Raw genomic sequence first — 16,997 nt, 5'->3', positions numbered from 1 at the left:
ATGATAGTTGATGAAAGATATACTACCTACCTAAACAGTCTCTATCCTGAATTGAATGAGGGGCTTTCAGCCATCCGAAAGGAAGCTAGAGCAAATTACGTTCCAATCATTAGAGACGAGACCATTAATCTTCTTATGACCTTGATTAAAATGAATCAGCCTAAGAGGATTTTGGAGGTAGGAGCTGCGGTAGGATTTTCCGCTTGCCTCATGGCAACCTGTGCGGGAGAGGATGTTCCAATCACTACGATTGAAAATTACGCCCCAAGAATTCCTATTGCAAATGAAAATATTAAAAATATGGGTTTAGAGAATCAAATCACCTTGCTCGAGGGCGATGCGATGGAGATTCTTCCTACCTTAGAAGGGCCTTACGATTTTGTATTCATGGATGCAGCGAAAGGCCAATATATTAATTTTTGGCCAGAGATTAAGCGTCTTACAGCTGATGGCGGAGTTATCGTTACAGATAATGTATTACAGGATGGCGATATCATCGAATCCAGATATGCAATTACAAGACGTAATCGAACCATCCATAAGAGGATGCGTGATTATCTCTACCAGCTAACCCATGATGAAGGCTATACTACTACGATTTTACCATTGGGGGATGGAGTTAGTATTAGTGTGAAAGGAAAGAAATGAGAGAAACAGAATTACTAGTTCCAGCCAGCAGCCTGGAAGTTTTAAAGGTTGCAGTTATTTATGGAGCAGATGCAGTTTATATTGGTGGAGAGGTTTATGGCCTTAGAGCTAAGGCAAAGAATTTCTCTAAGGAAGACATGATCGAGGGTATTAGATTTGCCCATGAGCATGGCGTCAAGGTATATGTTACAGCAAATATCCTTGCTCATAATGGAGATTTAGAGGGCGTTAGGGAGTATTTCGAAGAGCTTAAGGAAATTAAGCCAGATGCTCTTATCATTGCAGACCCTGCAATCTTCATGCTTGCAAAAGAAATATGCCCTGATATTGAAAGACATATCAGTACTCAGGCAAATAACACTAACTTTGGTACATACAAGTTCTGGTATGACCTTGGTGCAAAGCGTGTTGTTTCTGCCAGAGAGCTTTCTCTTGCAGAGATTAAGGAAATCAGAGCAAACATTCCAGATGACCTTGAAATCGAAACATTCATTCATGGTGCTATGTGCATTTCTTATTCTGGTAGATGCCTGTTATCAAACTATTTTACAGGAAGAGATGCTAATCAGGGTGCATGTACTCATCCTTGCAGATGGAAGTATGCTGTTGTTGAGGAGCAGCGTCCTGGAGAATATCTTCCAGTTTATGAAAATGAGCGCGGTACATACATCTTTAACTCAAAGGACCTTTGCATGATAGAGCATATCCCTGATTTACTTTCATCAGGAATCGACAGCTTTAAGATTGAGGGACGTATGAAGACAGCACTTTACGTTGCCACTGTTGCCCGCACCTATCGCAAGGCTATTGATGATTGTATGGAATCCGAGGACAAATATCTTGCTAACTTAGACTGGTATAAGGAGCAGATTGCTGCTTGCACATATCGTCAGTTTACAACAGGATTTTTCTATGGTAAGCCATCTGAGGAATCTCAGATTTATGATAATAATACTTATAATATTGGTTATACCTATTTAGGAATAGCTGGAGCAAAAGATGCCGATGATTTCTTCGAAATTGAGCAGCGTAATAAATTTTCAGTAGGTGAAACTATTGAAATTATGAAGCCAAACGGAGATAATATAGAGGTAGAAGTTCTTGGAATTAAAAATGAAGAGGGAGAGGATATGGATTCTTGTCCACATCCAAAGCAAAAGCTATTTATTAAATTAAGTGTTACACCTGATGAATTTGATATTCTAAGAAGAAAAGAAGCTTAAGATTTAGTTACGAGGAGAATACAAATGGCAGATAGTAAATATGTAGCTTATGTAGGCACTTACACACACGAGACTAGCGTTGGTATTTATGTTTACGACGTTGACCCTAACACAGGAGTAATGACAGAACAGAGCGTAGCGCCTATTAATAACCCATCAGACATTATTAATTCACATGATAACAAATTCCTTTATTCAATCGCCGATGAAGGTGTAGCAGCCTTCAAGATTCTTGAAAATGGTGATTTGGAAAAGATGAATCAGGAATGGGTCGGCGGCATGAGAGGTTGTAACCTTTGCGTTGATTCACAGAATAGATACTTATTCGTTGCAGGCTATCACGATGGTCGTGTAACTATGATGAAGTTAAATGAAGATGGTTCCATCGGAGGAATAGCAGATGGTATTTTCCATCAGGGTATCGGTAAATCAGTTGCTGATAGACCACTTTACCCACACTGTACTTGCGTAGAGCTTACAAAGGATGAAAGATTCCTTTGCGTAGTAGAGAATGGTTTACATCAGATTAAAATCTACGAGGTAGACTATGAATTAGGTAAGCTTAGACTTGTTGATATCGTTAGATGTACAATGGGCTCAGCTCCACTTAAGATGAAGTTCTCTCAGGATGGTAAGTATGCTTACGTTATCACTGAAATGTCTAATGAGATTTTAGTTTACGATTATCATATTATCGAGGATCATCCAGATTTCGAATGTATCCAGACTGTATCTTTACTTGTTGGTGTTGACGAGGAAATCAGTACAGGAACAAATATCAAATTTGGTGATGATGATAAATTCCTCTATGCTAGCGTTGATGGACTTAATGCTATTTGTATGTACGAAAGAGACCCTAGATCAGGAAAGATTAAATATTTCTCACACAGCTTTATTAGCGGTGATTATCCAAAGAGCTTTGCTGTATTGCCAGGTGATAAATACTACCTTTCATTGAATCATGATACTAATGAAATTCGTAGCTTTACTATCGACAAAAAGGCAGGTCATTCATTAATGCAGAATGCACCAATCAGAATTGCTAAGCCTAATAGCATTGTTGTTGTGAAGATTAAATAGCTTGTTGTAAGGGCTGACGACAGGTCAGCCCTTTTTTTATAGGACGTAGGGAGGTAATGATGGCAGGTTCAACTTTCGGAAGTAGAATTACGGTTACTACATGGGGCGAGTCTCACGGTAAGGCTATTGGTGCTGTGATTGATGGAATACCAGCAGGCATGAAATTAGATGAACATGATATTCAGATATATCTTGATCGAAGAAAGCCTGGTCAGTCAAAATTCACCACAGCTCGTGCTGAAGCAGACAAGGTTTCCATTTTATCTGGTGTTTTTGAGGGTGTCACTACAGGAACACCTATATCAGTTATGGTAGAAAATACAGATCAACATTCAAAGGATTATGGAAATATTGCCACTACCTTTAGACCTGGCCATGCTGATTATGGTTTTATCGAAAAATATGGCATTCGCGACTACAGAGGTGGCGGCCGTTCCTCTGGAAGAGAAACCATAGGTCGAGTTGCTGCAGGTGCTATTTGTGCCAAGCTTTTATCTGAGCTTGGAATTACTGTTTGCGCTTATACAAAGTCTATTGGAGATGTTAAGATTTATGATTTTGACCTTTCTGAAAGAGACAACAATCCATTATGTATGCCAGACCCTACAGCTGCCAAAAAGGCTGAGGAATATCTTGAAGCCTGCATGCTAAACAATGATAGCGCTGGCGGAGTAATAGAATGTTTAATCACAGGTGTTCCAGCGGGAGTTGGTGATCCTGTTTTCGATAAATTAGATGCATGTCTTGCAAAGGCGCTAGTATCAATTGGCGCTGTTAAGGGTGTTGAGATTGGAGATGGCTTTGCAGTATCAAAGACTGTAGGCAGTATTAACAATGATAAATTTATCATGGATGGCAACAAGGTAGCTAAGCTCACCAATCATAGCGGTGGTATACTTGGTGGCATATCAGATGGGGATGATATCATTGTTAGATGTGCTATCAAGCCTACTCCATCTATTTCTCAGAAACAAGCTACAGTTAATGAAAAGCATGAAAATACAAAAATAGAAATACATGGAAGACATGATCCTGTAATCGTGCCTAGAGCGGTAGTTGTTGTGGAGGCGATGTGCGCACTTACTATTTGTGACGCATTGTTCTCTCACATGACAGATAGATTAGATTATATTAAGGAGTTTTATAAGAATTGAAGTACGAATTATTAAAGACAGAGGGAAAGGCCAAACGAGGTCGCTTCCATACTGTTCACGGTGTAATCGAAACGCCTGTATTCATGAATGTTGGTACAGTAGCTGCTATCAAGGGCGCTGTATCCACAGATGATTTAAGACAAATCAAGACACAGGTTGAGCTTTCAAACACTTATCATCTTCATGTTAGAACTGGTGATAAGCTTATAAAGGAGCTTGGTGGCTTGCATAAATTTATGGCATGGGACAAGCCAATCCTTACAGATTCAGGCGGATTCCAGGTATTTTCTCTTGCTGGCATTAGAAAAATCAAGGAAGAGGGAGTTACATTTAATTCTCACATAGATGGTCGTAAGATTTTCATGGGTCCAGAGGAATCTATGCAGATTCAGTCAAATCTTGGTTCTACTATCGCCATGGCATTTGATGAATGTCCACCAGCTCTTGCAGAACGCAAATACGTAGAGGATTCCGTGGCTCGTACTACAAGATGGCTTAATAGATGTAAGGCAGAAATGGCTCGCCTTAATTCTTTGGATGATACCATCAACAAGGAACAGCTTTTATTCGGTATTAATCAGGGCGCTGTTTATAATGATATCCGAATCGAACATGCCAAGATTATTTCAGAGCTTGATTTGCCAGGCTATGCAGTAGGTGGTCTTGCAGTTGGTGAGAGTCATGAGCAGATGTATGATGTTCTTGATCATGTAGTGCCATATCTTCCACAGAACAAGCCTACATATCTTATGGGTGTAGGTACTCCAGCAAATATTTTGGAGTCTGTTGAGCGAGGAATCGATTTCTTTGATTGCGTTTACCCAAGCCGAAACGGCCGTCACGGTCATGTATATACAAACCATGGTAAGCTCAATCTTTTTAATCAGAAGTTCGAAAAGGATATGCGCCCAATCGAGGAGGGATGTGGATGCCCTGCATGTCGCACATATTCTAGAGCATATATCCGTCATCTCCTTAAAGCTAAAGAAATGCTTGGAATGAGACTTTGTGTTCTTCACAATCTATATTTCTACAATACAATGATGGAAGAGATTAGAGACGCACTTGATGCTGGCATGTTTGCTACCTACAAGAAAAACAAGCTTGCCTCAATGGAAGCAGGAGAAGAATAATATTAAAATATTATTAAATATCGCTTTTTGGTTGCGTATATCAACTAATTTTTGTAAAATGTTTTATAGTGATTTGGCGTGAGCCGTACGAGTAGGAGGATAATTTAATGTTAAACAATGGAATGTTATTAGCTGCAACTGGTATGAATAGTTCAATCAGCTTAATTATTTGGGTAGTAGTACTTTTCGTATTCATGTATTTCTTCATGATTCGTCCACAGCAGAAGGAGCAGAAGGAAAAGACAGCTATGATGTCTGCACTTGCAATTGGTGATACAGTACTTACTACAAGTGGTTTCTATGGCGTAGTTATCGCTATTCCTGATGACACAACTGTTATCGTAGAATTTGGTAGCAACAAGAACTGCCGTATTCCAATGCAGAAGGCTGCAATTTCTCAGATCGAAAAGCCTGAGGATGCTGTTAAGGCTACAGAAGAAAAAGCTAAATAAATAATGAACTATCGGGACTGGCTAATGCCAGTCCTTTTTTTTTCATTTATCGCAAGAAAACAGAGTTATGCGGGGTGCGGGATTTTTTGTGATAGAAATTTGGGTACTTTGAAGGTGATTCTATCGCAAGTTGACGAAAGATTAAGGATTGGAAGATGTGTTGTGATAAAAATCAAAGACATTTCACAAGAAATGAGGTTTTATGTTGCTTTAATTATCACAAGACCTGCGGTAAAGCCTATAACTTTGTTGGTTTGCGATAATGGAAATGATTGTTGATTAGTGAATTTAATATGAATAGTTATAATTATATTGACAATTTGCGAGCGGTGGGAATACAATAACGATATTAAATGATAGTTAGACATCTCTGGCGAGGAATGAAAGGTAGGTAACAATTTTATGAAAAAGTTTTTATCAAAAGTATTAACACTTACTCTTGTATGTGCAATTGTTGTGACAGGTACATCAATCACATCTGAAGCAAAGGGTAAGAAGTCTTCAAAGAAGGCTGTAGCTACAACTTATAGTAGCAACACTGTAGTAAATGATTTTGTAGCAACAGGTATTAAGTCTAACGGCTTAGTTATTGGTGGAAAGTCTTATAATTCACAGGAATTAATAACTTTAGGTTTTGCTGCAAATCCAGCTGTAACAGTATCACCTATGTATTGGCAGACTGATGGAACATTCACTCATTCAGATGGTTATGTTGAAACCATAGGCACTGGTCGTTGTTGTGGTTTTTATTTACTATCTAACGGCGTGGGTGGTTTTAATCAATATGCTGACCATTCAGGTGCAGAACTGATTTATGATTCAGATATTACTGAATTTGAATTGAACGAAATGAAAGCTTATGGTTATACTAATTATGGCGAGAATGCAATACTTAACACCAATGGCGCGTGGTATACAAACGCATTTATAGCAAATGGCATTAATGCTCAGTATATTTGTTCTTGGATGCAGTCACGAGGACTTAATACAGCATCTGACGTTTATAATTATCTTGTTGCTAACGGCGCTACATTTACAGCCGACACAAGTCTTGTTGGCGATGATGTTACTGAACAGAGCTTTGTTTGCGTTCAGTGTCCACGTTTAGGTTATCGAATCGATACTGTAAGTGGTGATACACACATCTTCTATGCTCCTGATTTATCAGGCTCAGGTGTCGGGTTTGATATTTTATCTGGAACAGATGACGGCTGTGTTGTAACTAAATGGGCTAGTGGACTTCAGCACTAATAACAAAACTAGACAGACCAGTTACCAAGTTGATATGTACCCAGAATCCTGGACACATATTTATGAACTAGGCTGAACACATGGATGCTATCCTGTATTGTTGTACAGGTGGCATCCATTTTGTTTTTGCCTGAATTCTTTTGTTATTGTAGTAATCTATATGCCAGCCTTGATCGGAATGAAAAATAAGTCCTTTAACCGAAGAAAATTTTATTTTGTTAGCTACTTTTTTTATTTCGCAAGAACTCTGATCCCTTATCAAGCAGAGCTTTTGTAGAAGCCACAGGGTGGGTGAACTTTGCAATGTGTCTAAACTGGCCACGCTGAGTCTCGGTTGCATTGAGTATCCATTGCTTAACTGCTTCGGTAGAAATCTGTTCTTTTATTTCTGCAATCTTTTCAGCTGTCAGCTCTCGTTTTACAAAGGCAGCTTCCTTTCGGCCGGTGGCTTTCTCAATTTTGGCGAGTTTGGCTTCAACGCGGTTTGCCTGCCAGGTCTCTATTCGCTCGGCCATCTGGTTGTTGATTTGTTCATTAATTCTCTCAAATTCCTTGGCGAAGGTAGTAAGAGCAGAAACTGTAAGAGCCATATCCATTCCAAATAGAAACATAAATATTAACGCTAAAAGCTCTATGAAGGTTTGTGGGATATGTCCTAGCATGTTAATAATAGGTGGTATAATAAGCTGTGTAACAATGATACCTGCAACTCCAAAACACAGGGTAAATGGAAGACAGACACGACCGTTAATATTTAAAGGTAAATCCGAGTAATCCCACCATCTTGCGTTGAACTTTTTCTCTAAAACATAGGAGGTAAAATACTCCAAAAATATGGAACCTATAGAACACACCAAAAAGATGGTTACATATGATGCATTTTGTAGAATGCGAAAGGGGGAATCAATAAATATAATCTGAGCAAGTGTGGCTCCAACCCCATATAAAGGAATACAGGGACCATACAAAAAACCACGATTTTCCCATTCTTTTTCATGAATAGTGCAGTAGCAGGTCTCATAAATCCACCCAAGAAAACTATATATTATAAAGTACACAAAATATCTACTTAGCATAATATTCTCCTCTTTGTATTTAATCTATAGTATAGAAGAATTTGTGGTAGAAATAAAGCAAATGTTTCCAAATTCACTTGAAAAGATAGTATTGCTATGATATACTTCAACTGTTGCGGAATACGTGACGGTTATACAAAATTTAGCCTATAATGGGAGGCAATTATGCAGGCATTAAAGATAGTTCTTATTTTTTTATTAATCGCTATATGTGTGGCACTCACAGTAATTATTCTTTTCCAGGAAGGAAAGCAGAACGGACTTGGTTCTTTATCAGGTCAGCAGTTTGATTCATACTGGGGCCGTAACAAGGGTCGCTCTCGCGAGGGCTTACTTGTAAAGCTTACAACAGTATGTGTTATTCTTTTCTTTGTACTTTCAGCAGTACTTAATATTGGAAGTTTTTAAGAATGAATTGATTTAGGCCACCCTTAGGGGTGGCAATTTTTTTATAGGAGGCATATGAAAGAATTCGATAAACAGAAACATTTTTTGATGGATGTTTTTAAAAGTCCAGCGTATATTCCAATGAAGAAGAAGGAACTTGAGATTCTTCTTGATGTGGAAAAAGATAAGCGCAGGGAATTTGCAGAGGTTTTACAGGAATTGGTGGATGATGGTATGGTTGAAATCACCAAGCGTGGTAAGTATCAAATTCCTGAAAACAGACCAAAGTTCGTCAAGCTTAAGGACCATAAAACAAAAAAGCCATCAAAGGCAGAAGTAGCCAGAGGGAAGCAATCCCTTAATCAGGTTGCTAAAAATGCAAACAGACCAAAAAATGAAAATATTGAACCTGATATTATTGGTAGGTTCATTTCACATAAGGATGGCTACGGCTTTATAGAAGTAGAGGGTAGCGAGGAAGATTATTTTGTTAGCAGAGACAATACAGGCTTTGCTATGCAGGATGATACTGTTGCGGCAGTTCTTACCTTTGGTGCCCCTGGTAAGCGTCAGGAGGCAAGGGTTATAAGGATAATTGCCCATGGCTTTTCAGATGTGGTTGGAACCTACGAGAAAAGTGCAGGCTTTGGCTTTGTGGTGGCTGATAGCAATAAGCTTGACAGGGATATATTTATTCCTGCAGGTAAGGATATGGGAGCTGTCACAGGACATAAGGTAGTATGCCATATTGAAGATTACGGTGATGATAATCATAAGCCAGAGGGCGTTATTACAGAGATACTTGGTCATAAGAACGATCCTGGTGTAGATATCTTATCTATAGTTAGAGGCTTTGGGATTGAACCGGAATTTCCATCAAAGGTACTTAAGCAGGCTACAACCGTGGCAAAGCCGGTATCAGAGGCTGATATGGCAGGAAGGTCTGATTTAAGAGAACTTACTGTTATTACTATTGATGGAGAGGATACAAAGGATATTGATGATGGCGTTTCCCTTCAGATGGATGGGGACAACTTCATTCTTGGTGTACATATTGCAGACGTAACTAATTATGTGCAGGAATCCTCAGCTCTTGATGTGGAGGCTTTAAAGCGTGGCACATCGGTATATCTTGCAGATAGAGTAATTCCAATGCTTCCTCACACATTATCTAATGGAATGTGTTCACTTAATGAGGGAGAGGACAGGCTCGCGCTATCTTGCATTATGACTTTTAATCCTAAGGGTGAGCTTGTAGACCATGAGATATGTGAATCTGTTATTCACAGCAAACATCGCATGACATATACTGCAGTGTACGCAATGATGACAGGTGATGAAGCTGTTAGAAATCAGTATGCTGATATAGCTGATATGGTAGATAATATGTACAAGCTATCTCAGATTCTTAGAGCTAAGCGAAAGAAGAGAGGCTCTATTGATTTTGATTTTCCAGAGACACATATTATTATCGATGAAAATGGTAAGGTAGTAGGCCTGGCACCATACGAAAGAAATGATGCCCATAAGCTTATAGAGGATTTTATGCTTGCAGCTAATGAAACAGTTGCTGAGCATTTTTCACTGATGGAATCACCATTTGTATACCGTGTGCATGGAGCACCAGACCCAGAAAAGATGCAGACACTTGCAAGATTCCTTGGAGCCTGTGGCTACAGCCTTAAGGGCAATAAGGACAGCATTCATCCTAAGGAAATTCAAAAGATGCTTGAGTCATTAGCTGGACATGAGGATGAAGCAGTCATTACTAAAATGACACTTCGCAGCATGCAACAGGCTAGATATGATACAGAATGCAAAGGACACTTTGGGCTTGCAGCGCAGTACTACTGTCACTTTACATCACCAATCAGAAGATATCCTGATTTACAGATTCACCGTATTATAAAGGATCATCTTCGTGGTAGAATGAATGAACGTAAGATTTCTCACTACGAATCAATTCTTCCTCAGGTGGCTCTTGAAACCAGCAAGCTTGAGCGCCGTGCAGAGGAATGTGAGCGAGAGGTAGACAAGCTGAAGATGGTACAATACATGAAGGAATTCATCGGACAGCAGTTTGAGGGCAATATTTCCTCTGTTACAGGATGGGGAATGTATGTAGAGCTTGAAAACACTGTAGAAGGCCTTGTACATGTGTCCACTCTTTACGATGATCACTACGATTTCATCGAAGAGAATCTCACACTTGTAGGAGAACGCACAGGACGTACCTTCAAGCTAGGCCAGCCTGTAACCGTAATCCTGGATTCCGTAGACGAAAACGCCCGAACCATAGATTTCATATTAGAGGAGTTCCAACGTTTTTAGAAAAGATTGAGCCAAAACCTAGGAGAATAGAAACATGAATAAAGAAGGTAGAAAGTTAATTGCCAATAATAAGAAGGCTTACCACGAATATTTCATGGAAGAAGAATACGAAGCAGGTATTGAGCTGCATGGTACAGAAGTGAAGTCCATGAGAATGGGCCAGTGCTCCATCAAGGAGGCCTTTGTGCGTATAGATAATGGAGAAATGTTTATCTATCAGATGCACGTAAATCCTTATGAGAAGGGAAATATCTTCAACCGTGATCCACTTCGCCCAAGAAAGCTTCTTTTACATAAGTCAGAGATTAATCGTCTGCTTAGCAAGATTAAGGAAAGCGGTTATACCATAGTTCCATTGGAGGTTTATCTGAACAATGGTCTTGTAAAGGTAAAGATTGCTCTTGCAAAAGGTAAAAAGCTTTATGATAAGCGTGCTGATATTCAAAAGAAGGATATGAAGCGCGAGGCAGAAAGAGACTTTAAGGTAAGGAATTTAAGATAATGAAGATTATACTTGCATCTAATTCACCACGTAGAAAAGAATTACTTACACAGGCAGATGTAGATTTCGAGGTTAAATCTGCAGATGTTGAAGAGGTAACTGATAAGACAAAGCCAGAGGAGGTTGTAATGGATTTAAGCCAGCTTAAGGCTAATGCCATTGCAAAGGAAAATCCAGGTAGAAAGATAATTGCAGCTGACACAGTTGTAGCCTATAACGGCCAGATTCTTGGAAAGCCAAAGGATGAGGCTGATGCCTTCAGAATGCTTAAAGAGCTTTCAGGTCAGACTCATCATGTGTACACAGGTGTTACTATTATTAGTGAGGATGGAAAGGTTAATACCTTCTTTGAGTGTACTGCAGTTACTATGTATGAAAATTCAGATGAGCTAATCAAAAGATACATTGCAACAGGCGAGCCTATGGATAAAGCTGGTGCTTATGGCATTCAGGGAAAGGGCGCTGTACTTGTAAAGGAAATCAGTGGAGATTACAACAATGTAGTTGGACTTCCACTTGCAAAGGTTTATCGCAATTTATAATAGAAGTTTATTGATTTTTGCGCTAAAACCTATATAATAAAATATGCTGTAAAGACGCATAAGGGCTAGTAATGGTTTCGACAGGGGTCATGCAGCGGAAGAAGCGAGTCCCACGGTAATGGGTTAAATGGCCAAACTTAAAATTAAACGCTGAAGATAATTTAGCATACGCAGCCTAGTTGCTGCAGTCTGACTTAGAGCACCTACACTTTAAGACCCAGACTTCGACTCTGTAGGAAACGACGTTGCCAAAGCTTTGAGGTAACGGGCGTATCATGAAGCTACTAAAGCATGTATCTTGTTTGTAAGAGCCATGTGGCGGGAATGTCAAATTACAAACTACACTCGTAGAAGGGCCGGGAATTGGCTTTTGGACACGGGTTCGACTCCCGTCTAGTCCATTATAAAACTCTCAAGTTTATAAACTTGGGAGTTTTTTTTCACTGTTTTTTCATTAAATAGTTGTATAGTTATCTTATTCATAGAGTAAGGTGGTGAAGATTGGAGGGCTTACAATGGGCGAGGATAAGAAAAAGAAACCAAAAGCAATTAGTAAAAAGCTAACCTTGTTTTTTGCATTACTCTTGGTGGTGAGTACACTTTTGGCAGAGGGAATTGCTACTGGTTTTGGCTACAGCATGATTATCGATTTGATTAATTCTTCATTAAAGAATGAAGTTACTGCTGATGCAGGTGCAGTAAATAAACAATTAAATTCGACCTTCTATTATTTGAACGGTATTGCTGATTCGGTAGAAAACTTAAATTTCAATGATGATGCTGAAATTATGCAATATCTAACTCAGACAGTAGGTAGATACGATATGATTCCAACAGGTGCATATCTTGCATTGAATGATGGTTCATTTTTTTATCCTTCTGATCCAACACTGAAATTTGATGGAATTACGGAAAAACCATGGTATATACAAGCAATGGGATACGATAATACCTGGTTCTATTATTACGACGTTCCATACTTTGATACAGTAACAGGAGAGCTTTGCGCTACAGTAATCCGTCATGTACATCTAAAGGATGGTAGAGAAGGATGCTTCGCAGCAGATTTATTTATGGGAGACATTCAAAACACTCTTGGCGATGTAAAGCTATACAAATCTGGTGGTGCTATGATGATAACATCACAGGGGCTCATTCTTACATATAAGAACGGAGAACTTTGTGGTACATCTATCGCTGATAATCCTGATGATAAATTCTTGGCAGGAACAGTAGATTTTCTTAAGGAAGAAGATGGAGTTGTAAAGACAGTTCATACAGCAGGAACCCGTTATTATATGGTATCATCAACAGTAAATGGTACTGACTGGCAGGTTATTACTTACGCAAAGGTTACAGAAGTACTGGCAACATTATATAAAATCTTACTTGCTTTGGGTGTATTTACAGTAGCAGCAGTTTTAGTAGTTGTTATTGTGATGATTCGTATTTTATCAACAATGATAAAGAAGCCAGTTACTCTGTTGACGGAAAATATTGAAAAGATTGCTAATGGTGACTTTACTATTGATATTTCTTCCAACGGTAATGATGAAATTGCCTTTATGAACAATGCTATGGGCGATTTCGTAAGTGGAATGCGAGATAGCCTGATAGAAATTAAAACAGTTTCGCAGAATCTATTAGGAGATGCCCAGACATCTAAGGATACAGCTGAGGATTTGGAGGCTGCTGCAAATAATCAATCTGCTTCCATGAATCAGATTCGAGAGAACATTGACAATATGGCTGATGCAGTAACAGAGGTTGCAGAAAATGCAACTACACTTGCTCAGACTATAGCTGATGTTACCACTGAAGAAGAAGAGATAGAAAACACAATGAAGGATTTGGTAAAGAAAGCAGATGTTGGTCAGCAGGATATGAAGTCTGTTGCTGAAGGAATGGATAATATTGTTGCTTCAATGAGCGATATGGCAGATGCTGTTGCAAGTGTAGATGATGCTGCTCAGAAGATTACTCAGATTGTTGATTTGATTAACTCAATTTCTTCTCAAACAAATCTTCTTTCATTAAATGCCAGTATTGAAGCTGCAAGAGCTGGTGAAGCAGGAAAAGGCTTTGCAGTTGTTGCTACAGAGATTGGAGCACTTGCAAATAATTCGGCAGATGCTACAAACCAAATTGCTGATATTATTAAAGAGATGTCTGATAGAGTAAAAGACCTTTCTAATAAATCTGAGGCGAATACAGAATTGATAAATAGTAGTGCAGCCTCAATTAATTCCGCTGCAGATACTTTCCTTGAGATTACAACGGAGCTTGGTTCTGCATCCACTACATTAAATGATATGGCTGAACAGATGAGACAGGTTAATGATGTTGCTACAAATATGGCATCAGTTTCAGAAGAGCAGTCAGCGTCAACCCAGGAAATTGCATCTAACGTTGAAAAGGTTACAGAGGCTTCCAGAGATGTTGCAAATTCAAGTGAAAAGGTTGCGCAGGCGGCCACTTCAGTATCAAATGCTGTTGATACAATTAACGACAACCTTCTTCGATTTACAATCGATGCAGCCAGCAGAATTAAAGGCGGCATAGAGGATGAAGATATTTAAATAAGCGAAGGGCGATAGATAATTCTATCGCCCTTTCGTTATATTTAACAGAAATTCTGTTCCTAATTGTATGGACAGATATGAAATGCTAAAATAATTCTAAGTTTTTTATAGGGGAGTGGAGAGAATAATATTATGGCAAGAAATGTTAGAAATATGTCTGATGAGGAGCGCAAAGCTTATAGAAGGCGCAAAAGACTCATTCGTAAAATACAGGTTTATAGTGAAATAGCAATCATATCTTTAGCGATTATCGTATCGACTGGTTTAATAATCACACATTTTAAGAGCGACAAGGAATCACTATCTGTTGCCGCTGAAGAAACTAAAGAAAATAAGGCTCAAAGGCAACAGCAAGAGCAAGAAACTGGACTTAAGGTGGCAGCAAAGGCAGATAATCCACCCAAGGAGGCTGTAGAGGTAGAAGAAGTTGCTGCTCCAAAGGCTACTGCTTATTCTGCCAAAGAGCTGGATTCTACTGTAGCTATTGAAGGTGATGTGGTTAGTTCAAATGCAGTACTCATTAACAATAAGACTAAAGAGATTGTAGCAACCAGAAATGCCCACGATAAAATCGTTCCAGCATCCATGACAAAGGTTTTAACTGTGCTTACAGCTGCTAATCATTTGAAGGAAGAGCAGTTAAATGAAGTAGTTACAATGTCTCATGAAGCTATTGATTATTCCTATGCAGGCGGAGGCTCTACCTCTGGATTTGTTGAGGACGAGGAGGTTACTGTTAAGGATTTATTCTACGGAACAATTCTTCCTTCTGGTGGTGACGCTGCGGCTCAGCTTGCTATGTATGTGGCAGGTGATATAGATAGCTTTGTTGGTATGATGAATGAAGAAGCAGCTTCACTTGGGCTTACAGATTCGCATTTTACCAATCCTGTTGGTTTTCATAACGAGAATCATTACAGTTCACCTTATGATATTGCGATTATTATGATGGCTGCTTTGGATAATGATTTGTGCAAAGAGGTTTTAAGCACAAAGGTTTATAATTCTACTGCAACCAATGTGAATCCAGAAGGAATTACTATTTCAAACTGGTTTTTACGTAGAATAGAAGATAAGGATATTGGCGGTGAAATCGAGGGCGCCAAAACTGGATTTGTTAATGAATCTGGAAACTGTGCTGTAAGCTCTATGATTTCTGCTTCTGGAACAGAATACATTTGCTGCACCACTAATTCCACATCTTCATGGCGTTGCATTAATGATCACGTATCAATATATAAGACCTATGCAAAATAAAAATATCTAGTCACCCTAACAAGCATAATAAATTCTTTTCTTAAGAATTATTATAGCTTGTTAGGTGCTAGATATATTTTAATATACAATATTTAATAATTTGCGAATGTCATCAATGTAGGCTACAGGATTGAATTTTGAAAGCACATCCATATCGCGGAAGCCGTAAGTGCAAAGCACATAATCCAGACCAGAGTTTTCGCCTACAGCAGCATCTACTTCAGAATCACCTACATAAAGGACCTTGGATTTATCTGTAACACCTAGAGCAGATAGTGCCATCTCGATAGGAGCAGGATCAGGCTTTCTAGGATGCTTACCGTCATCTCCAATTACAATATTAATATTAGGCTTAAAGAAATCCTCTAGTAAGGACTCGCTGGCTGTTTGCCCTTTATTAGTTACGATGGCCATTTTTACACCTATTCGCGCAAGCTCGTTTGTGGTTTCCATTATGCCATCATAAGGCTTTGTTTTGATAAGATTGTGGGTGTTGTAGTATTCAACGAACTCCTGAAAGAATTCTTCAAAGTGTTCGTAGTTTTCACCCATAGGAAGGGCACGAACTACAAGCATTCTTAAACCATTTCCAACAAACCTTCTTACGTCATCTATTGAATGAGTCTCAAACCCATATTTTTCTAACATATAGTTGATAGAATCTGTTAAGTCTTCTAGTGTGTAAAGCAGGGTACCGTCTAAATCAAATAGAATTGTGTCGTATTTCATCTTTTACATCCTTTATTTTTTAATTTATGTTATAAAGGTATTATAGTTTTTTGTAAAGGAAATTATTGAATAATAAACACTGCTTTGTTATCATCTTTTTATGTAGATTTTACGCTAGGAGGATAAAATGATTTACAAGATTAGAGAGGCTGTGACCTCCGATGCTAAGGCTATACACGATATTTATGGTTACTATGTTGCCAACACTTACGTTACTTTTTCGGAGATTAATCCTACTGTGCAGGGTTATGCCGATAGTATCGTAAATACGAAGCAGGATTATCCATATATCGTTGCAGTAGACGAAGAAGATAAGGTTGTAGGAATGGCTTATGGTGGCAGATTACGTCATCATGATGCATACAAATATGCCGTTGAAACTACTATTTATTTAGCCCCAGAGGTTCCTAAGAAATCTGGTATAGGAAAGCTTTTGTATACAGAGCTTGAAGCAAGGCTTAAGACTATGGGCTATAAATTCATGTACGGCGTTATTACAGATGACAATGAGGCAAGTATCGCTTTTCACAAGGCCCTTGGCTTTGAAGAGGTTGGTCATTTTACGGATATTGGTTACAAATTTGGTAATTGGAAAGGAATAGTGTGGTATAGAAAGCAGATAGGTTCTCTATCTGATATGCCTGAATAAT

At 38.8% G+C, this 16,997-nt stretch carries 16 protein-coding genes and 1 other RNA gene; 15 read left to right on the top strand and 2 right to left on the bottom strand.

The features are described 5' to 3' along the window. From BM097_RS09365 to BM097_RS09330, 7 genes are all read left to right on the top strand, one after another. Positions 1-648, top strand: a complete 648-nt coding sequence (locus BM097_RS09365; protein WP_090548480.1) for an O-methyltransferase — start codon at positions 1-3, stop codon at positions 646-648. Then, complete coding sequence (locus BM097_RS09360; RefSeq protein WP_090548479.1) at positions 645-1,871, top strand: peptidase U32 family protein; 1,227 nt, start codon at positions 645-647, stop codon at positions 1,869-1,871. The genes BM097_RS09365 and BM097_RS09360 overlap by 4 nt, the downstream gene beginning before the upstream one ends. Before the next feature lie 24 nt (positions 1,872-1,895). Then, positions 1,896-2,951, top strand: a complete 1,056-nt coding sequence (locus tag BM097_RS09355) for a lactonase family protein (protein ID WP_090548478.1) — start codon at positions 1,896-1,898, stop codon at positions 2,949-2,951. Positions 2,952-3,010: 59 nt separating this feature from the next. Then, positions 3,011-4,105, top strand: coding sequence for a chorismate synthase (gene aroC, locus BM097_RS09350; protein ID WP_090548477.1), 1,095 nt, complete (start codon positions 3,011-3,013; stop codon positions 4,103-4,105). Continuing rightward, a complete protein-coding gene (tgt, locus tag BM097_RS09345) occupies positions 4,102-5,238 on the top strand; it encodes a tRNA guanosine(34) transglycosylase Tgt (RefSeq protein ID WP_090548474.1) in 1,137 nt (378 codons plus the stop codon). The genes aroC and tgt overlap by 4 nt, the downstream gene beginning before the upstream one ends. A gap of 107 nt (positions 5,239-5,345) precedes the next feature. Further along, positions 5,346-5,690, top strand: coding sequence for a preprotein translocase subunit YajC (gene yajC / locus BM097_RS09340; RefSeq protein ID WP_242944688.1), 345 nt, complete (start codon positions 5,346-5,348; stop codon positions 5,688-5,690). A gap of 402 nt (positions 5,691-6,092) precedes the next feature. After that, positions 6,093-6,941, top strand: a complete 849-nt coding sequence (locus tag BM097_RS09330; RefSeq protein ID WP_090548463.1) for a hypothetical protein — start codon at positions 6,093-6,095, stop codon at positions 6,939-6,941. Positions 6,942-7,159: 218 nt separating this feature from the next. On the opposite strand, the gene BM097_RS09325 is transcribed toward BM097_RS09330, so the two are convergent. Continuing rightward, positions 7,160-8,017: a putative ABC transporter permease gene (locus BM097_RS09325; protein WP_090548462.1), complete on the bottom strand. Its 858-nt coding sequence runs from the start codon at positions 8,015-8,017 to the stop codon at positions 7,160-7,162. A 165-nt stretch (positions 8,018-8,182) separates the two neighbouring features. On the opposite strand from BM097_RS09325, the gene secG reads away from it, so the two are divergent. From secG to BM097_RS09290, 7 genes are all read left to right on the top strand, one after another. Further along, entirely contained in the window at positions 8,183-8,425 is a 243-nt protein-coding gene (secG, locus tag BM097_RS09320; protein WP_090548461.1) for a preprotein translocase subunit SecG, read from the top strand. A gap of 54 nt (positions 8,426-8,479) precedes the next feature. Then, on the top strand, positions 8,480-10,735 hold the full coding sequence (gene rnr / locus BM097_RS09315; RefSeq protein ID WP_090548460.1) for a ribonuclease R: 2,256 nt from the start codon (positions 8,480-8,482) through the stop codon (positions 10,733-10,735). 34 nt (positions 10,736-10,769) lie between these two features. After that, positions 10,770-11,237, top strand: coding sequence for an SsrA-binding protein SmpB (gene smpB / locus BM097_RS09310; protein ID WP_090548458.1), 468 nt, complete (start codon positions 10,770-10,772; stop codon positions 11,235-11,237). After that, entirely contained in the window at positions 11,234-11,779 is a 546-nt protein-coding gene (locus BM097_RS09305) for a Maf family protein (protein ID WP_090548456.1), read from the top strand. The genes smpB and BM097_RS09305 overlap by 4 nt, the downstream gene beginning before the upstream one ends. A gap of 62 nt (positions 11,780-11,841) precedes the next feature. Beyond that, positions 11,842-12,183, top strand: a transfer-messenger RNA (tmRNA) gene (gene ssrA / locus BM097_RS09300). 111 nt (positions 12,184-12,294) lie between these two features. After that, positions 12,295-14,358, top strand: a complete 2,064-nt coding sequence (locus BM097_RS09295; RefSeq protein WP_090548452.1) for a methyl-accepting chemotaxis protein — start codon at positions 12,295-12,297, stop codon at positions 14,356-14,358. Between the two features lie 135 nt (positions 14,359-14,493). Further along, positions 14,494-15,618: a D-alanyl-D-alanine carboxypeptidase family protein gene (locus BM097_RS09290; RefSeq protein WP_090548449.1), complete on the top strand. Its 1,125-nt coding sequence runs from the start codon at positions 14,494-14,496 to the stop codon at positions 15,616-15,618. Positions 15,619-15,696: 78 nt separating this feature from the next. On the opposite strand, the gene BM097_RS09285 is transcribed toward BM097_RS09290, so the two are convergent. Beyond that, positions 15,697-16,347, bottom strand: coding sequence for an HAD family hydrolase (locus BM097_RS09285; protein WP_090548446.1), 651 nt, complete (start codon positions 16,345-16,347; stop codon positions 15,697-15,699). Positions 16,348-16,474: 127 nt separating this feature from the next. Here BM097_RS09285 and BM097_RS09280 point away from each other — a divergent pair, with 127 nt between their 5' ends. Then, the gene (locus BM097_RS09280; protein WP_090548437.1) at positions 16,475-16,996 is read left to right on the top strand and encodes a GNAT family N-acetyltransferase; all 522 of its coding nucleotides are present in this window, start codon (positions 16,475-16,477) and stop codon (positions 16,994-16,996) included. Position 16,997: the final 1 nt, after the last annotated feature.

Source organism: Pseudobutyrivibrio sp. OR37, assembly GCF_900113655.1.
GTDB lineage: Bacteria > Bacillota > Clostridia > Lachnospirales > Lachnospiraceae > Pseudobutyrivibrio.
Note: the sequence above shows the minus strand (reverse complement) of the source record. Positions and strands in the feature narration are given on the sequence as shown.

Coding starts and splice junctions, on each gene's coding strand:
- BM097_RS09280 (WP_090548437.1), top strand. CDS start 16,475: ATGATTTACAAGATTAGAGAGGCTGTGACCTCCGATGCTAAGGCTATA.
- BM097_RS09365 (WP_090548480.1), top strand. CDS start 1: ATGATAGTTGATGAAAGATATACTACCTACCTAAACAGTCTCTATCCT.
- rnr (WP_090548460.1), top strand. CDS start 8,480: ATGAAAGAATTCGATAAACAGAAACATTTTTTGATGGATGTTTTTAAA.
- BM097_RS09285 (WP_090548446.1), bottom strand. CDS start 16,347: ATGAAATACGACACAATTCTATTTGATTTAGACGGTACCCTGCTTTAC.
- BM097_RS09325 (WP_090548462.1), bottom strand. CDS start 8,017: ATGCTAAGTAGATATTTTGTGTACTTTATAATATATAGTTTTCTTGGG.
- BM097_RS09360 (WP_090548479.1), top strand. CDS start 645: ATGAGAGAAACAGAATTACTAGTTCCAGCCAGCAGCCTGGAAGTTTTA.
- BM097_RS09355 (WP_090548478.1), top strand. CDS start 1,896: ATGGCAGATAGTAAATATGTAGCTTATGTAGGCACTTACACACACGAG.
- yajC (WP_242944688.1), top strand. CDS start 5,346: ATGTTAAACAATGGAATGTTATTAGCTGCAACTGGTATGAATAGTTCA.
- BM097_RS09295 (WP_090548452.1), top strand. CDS start 12,295: ATGGGCGAGGATAAGAAAAAGAAACCAAAAGCAATTAGTAAAAAGCTA.
- aroC (WP_090548477.1), top strand. CDS start 3,011: ATGGCAGGTTCAACTTTCGGAAGTAGAATTACGGTTACTACATGGGGC.
- BM097_RS09330 (WP_090548463.1), top strand. CDS start 6,093: ATGAAAAAGTTTTTATCAAAAGTATTAACACTTACTCTTGTATGTGCA.
- secG (WP_090548461.1), top strand. CDS start 8,183: ATGCAGGCATTAAAGATAGTTCTTATTTTTTTATTAATCGCTATATGT.
- BM097_RS09290 (WP_090548449.1), top strand. CDS start 14,494: ATGGCAAGAAATGTTAGAAATATGTCTGATGAGGAGCGCAAAGCTTAT.
- smpB (WP_090548458.1), top strand. CDS start 10,770: ATGAATAAAGAAGGTAGAAAGTTAATTGCCAATAATAAGAAGGCTTAC.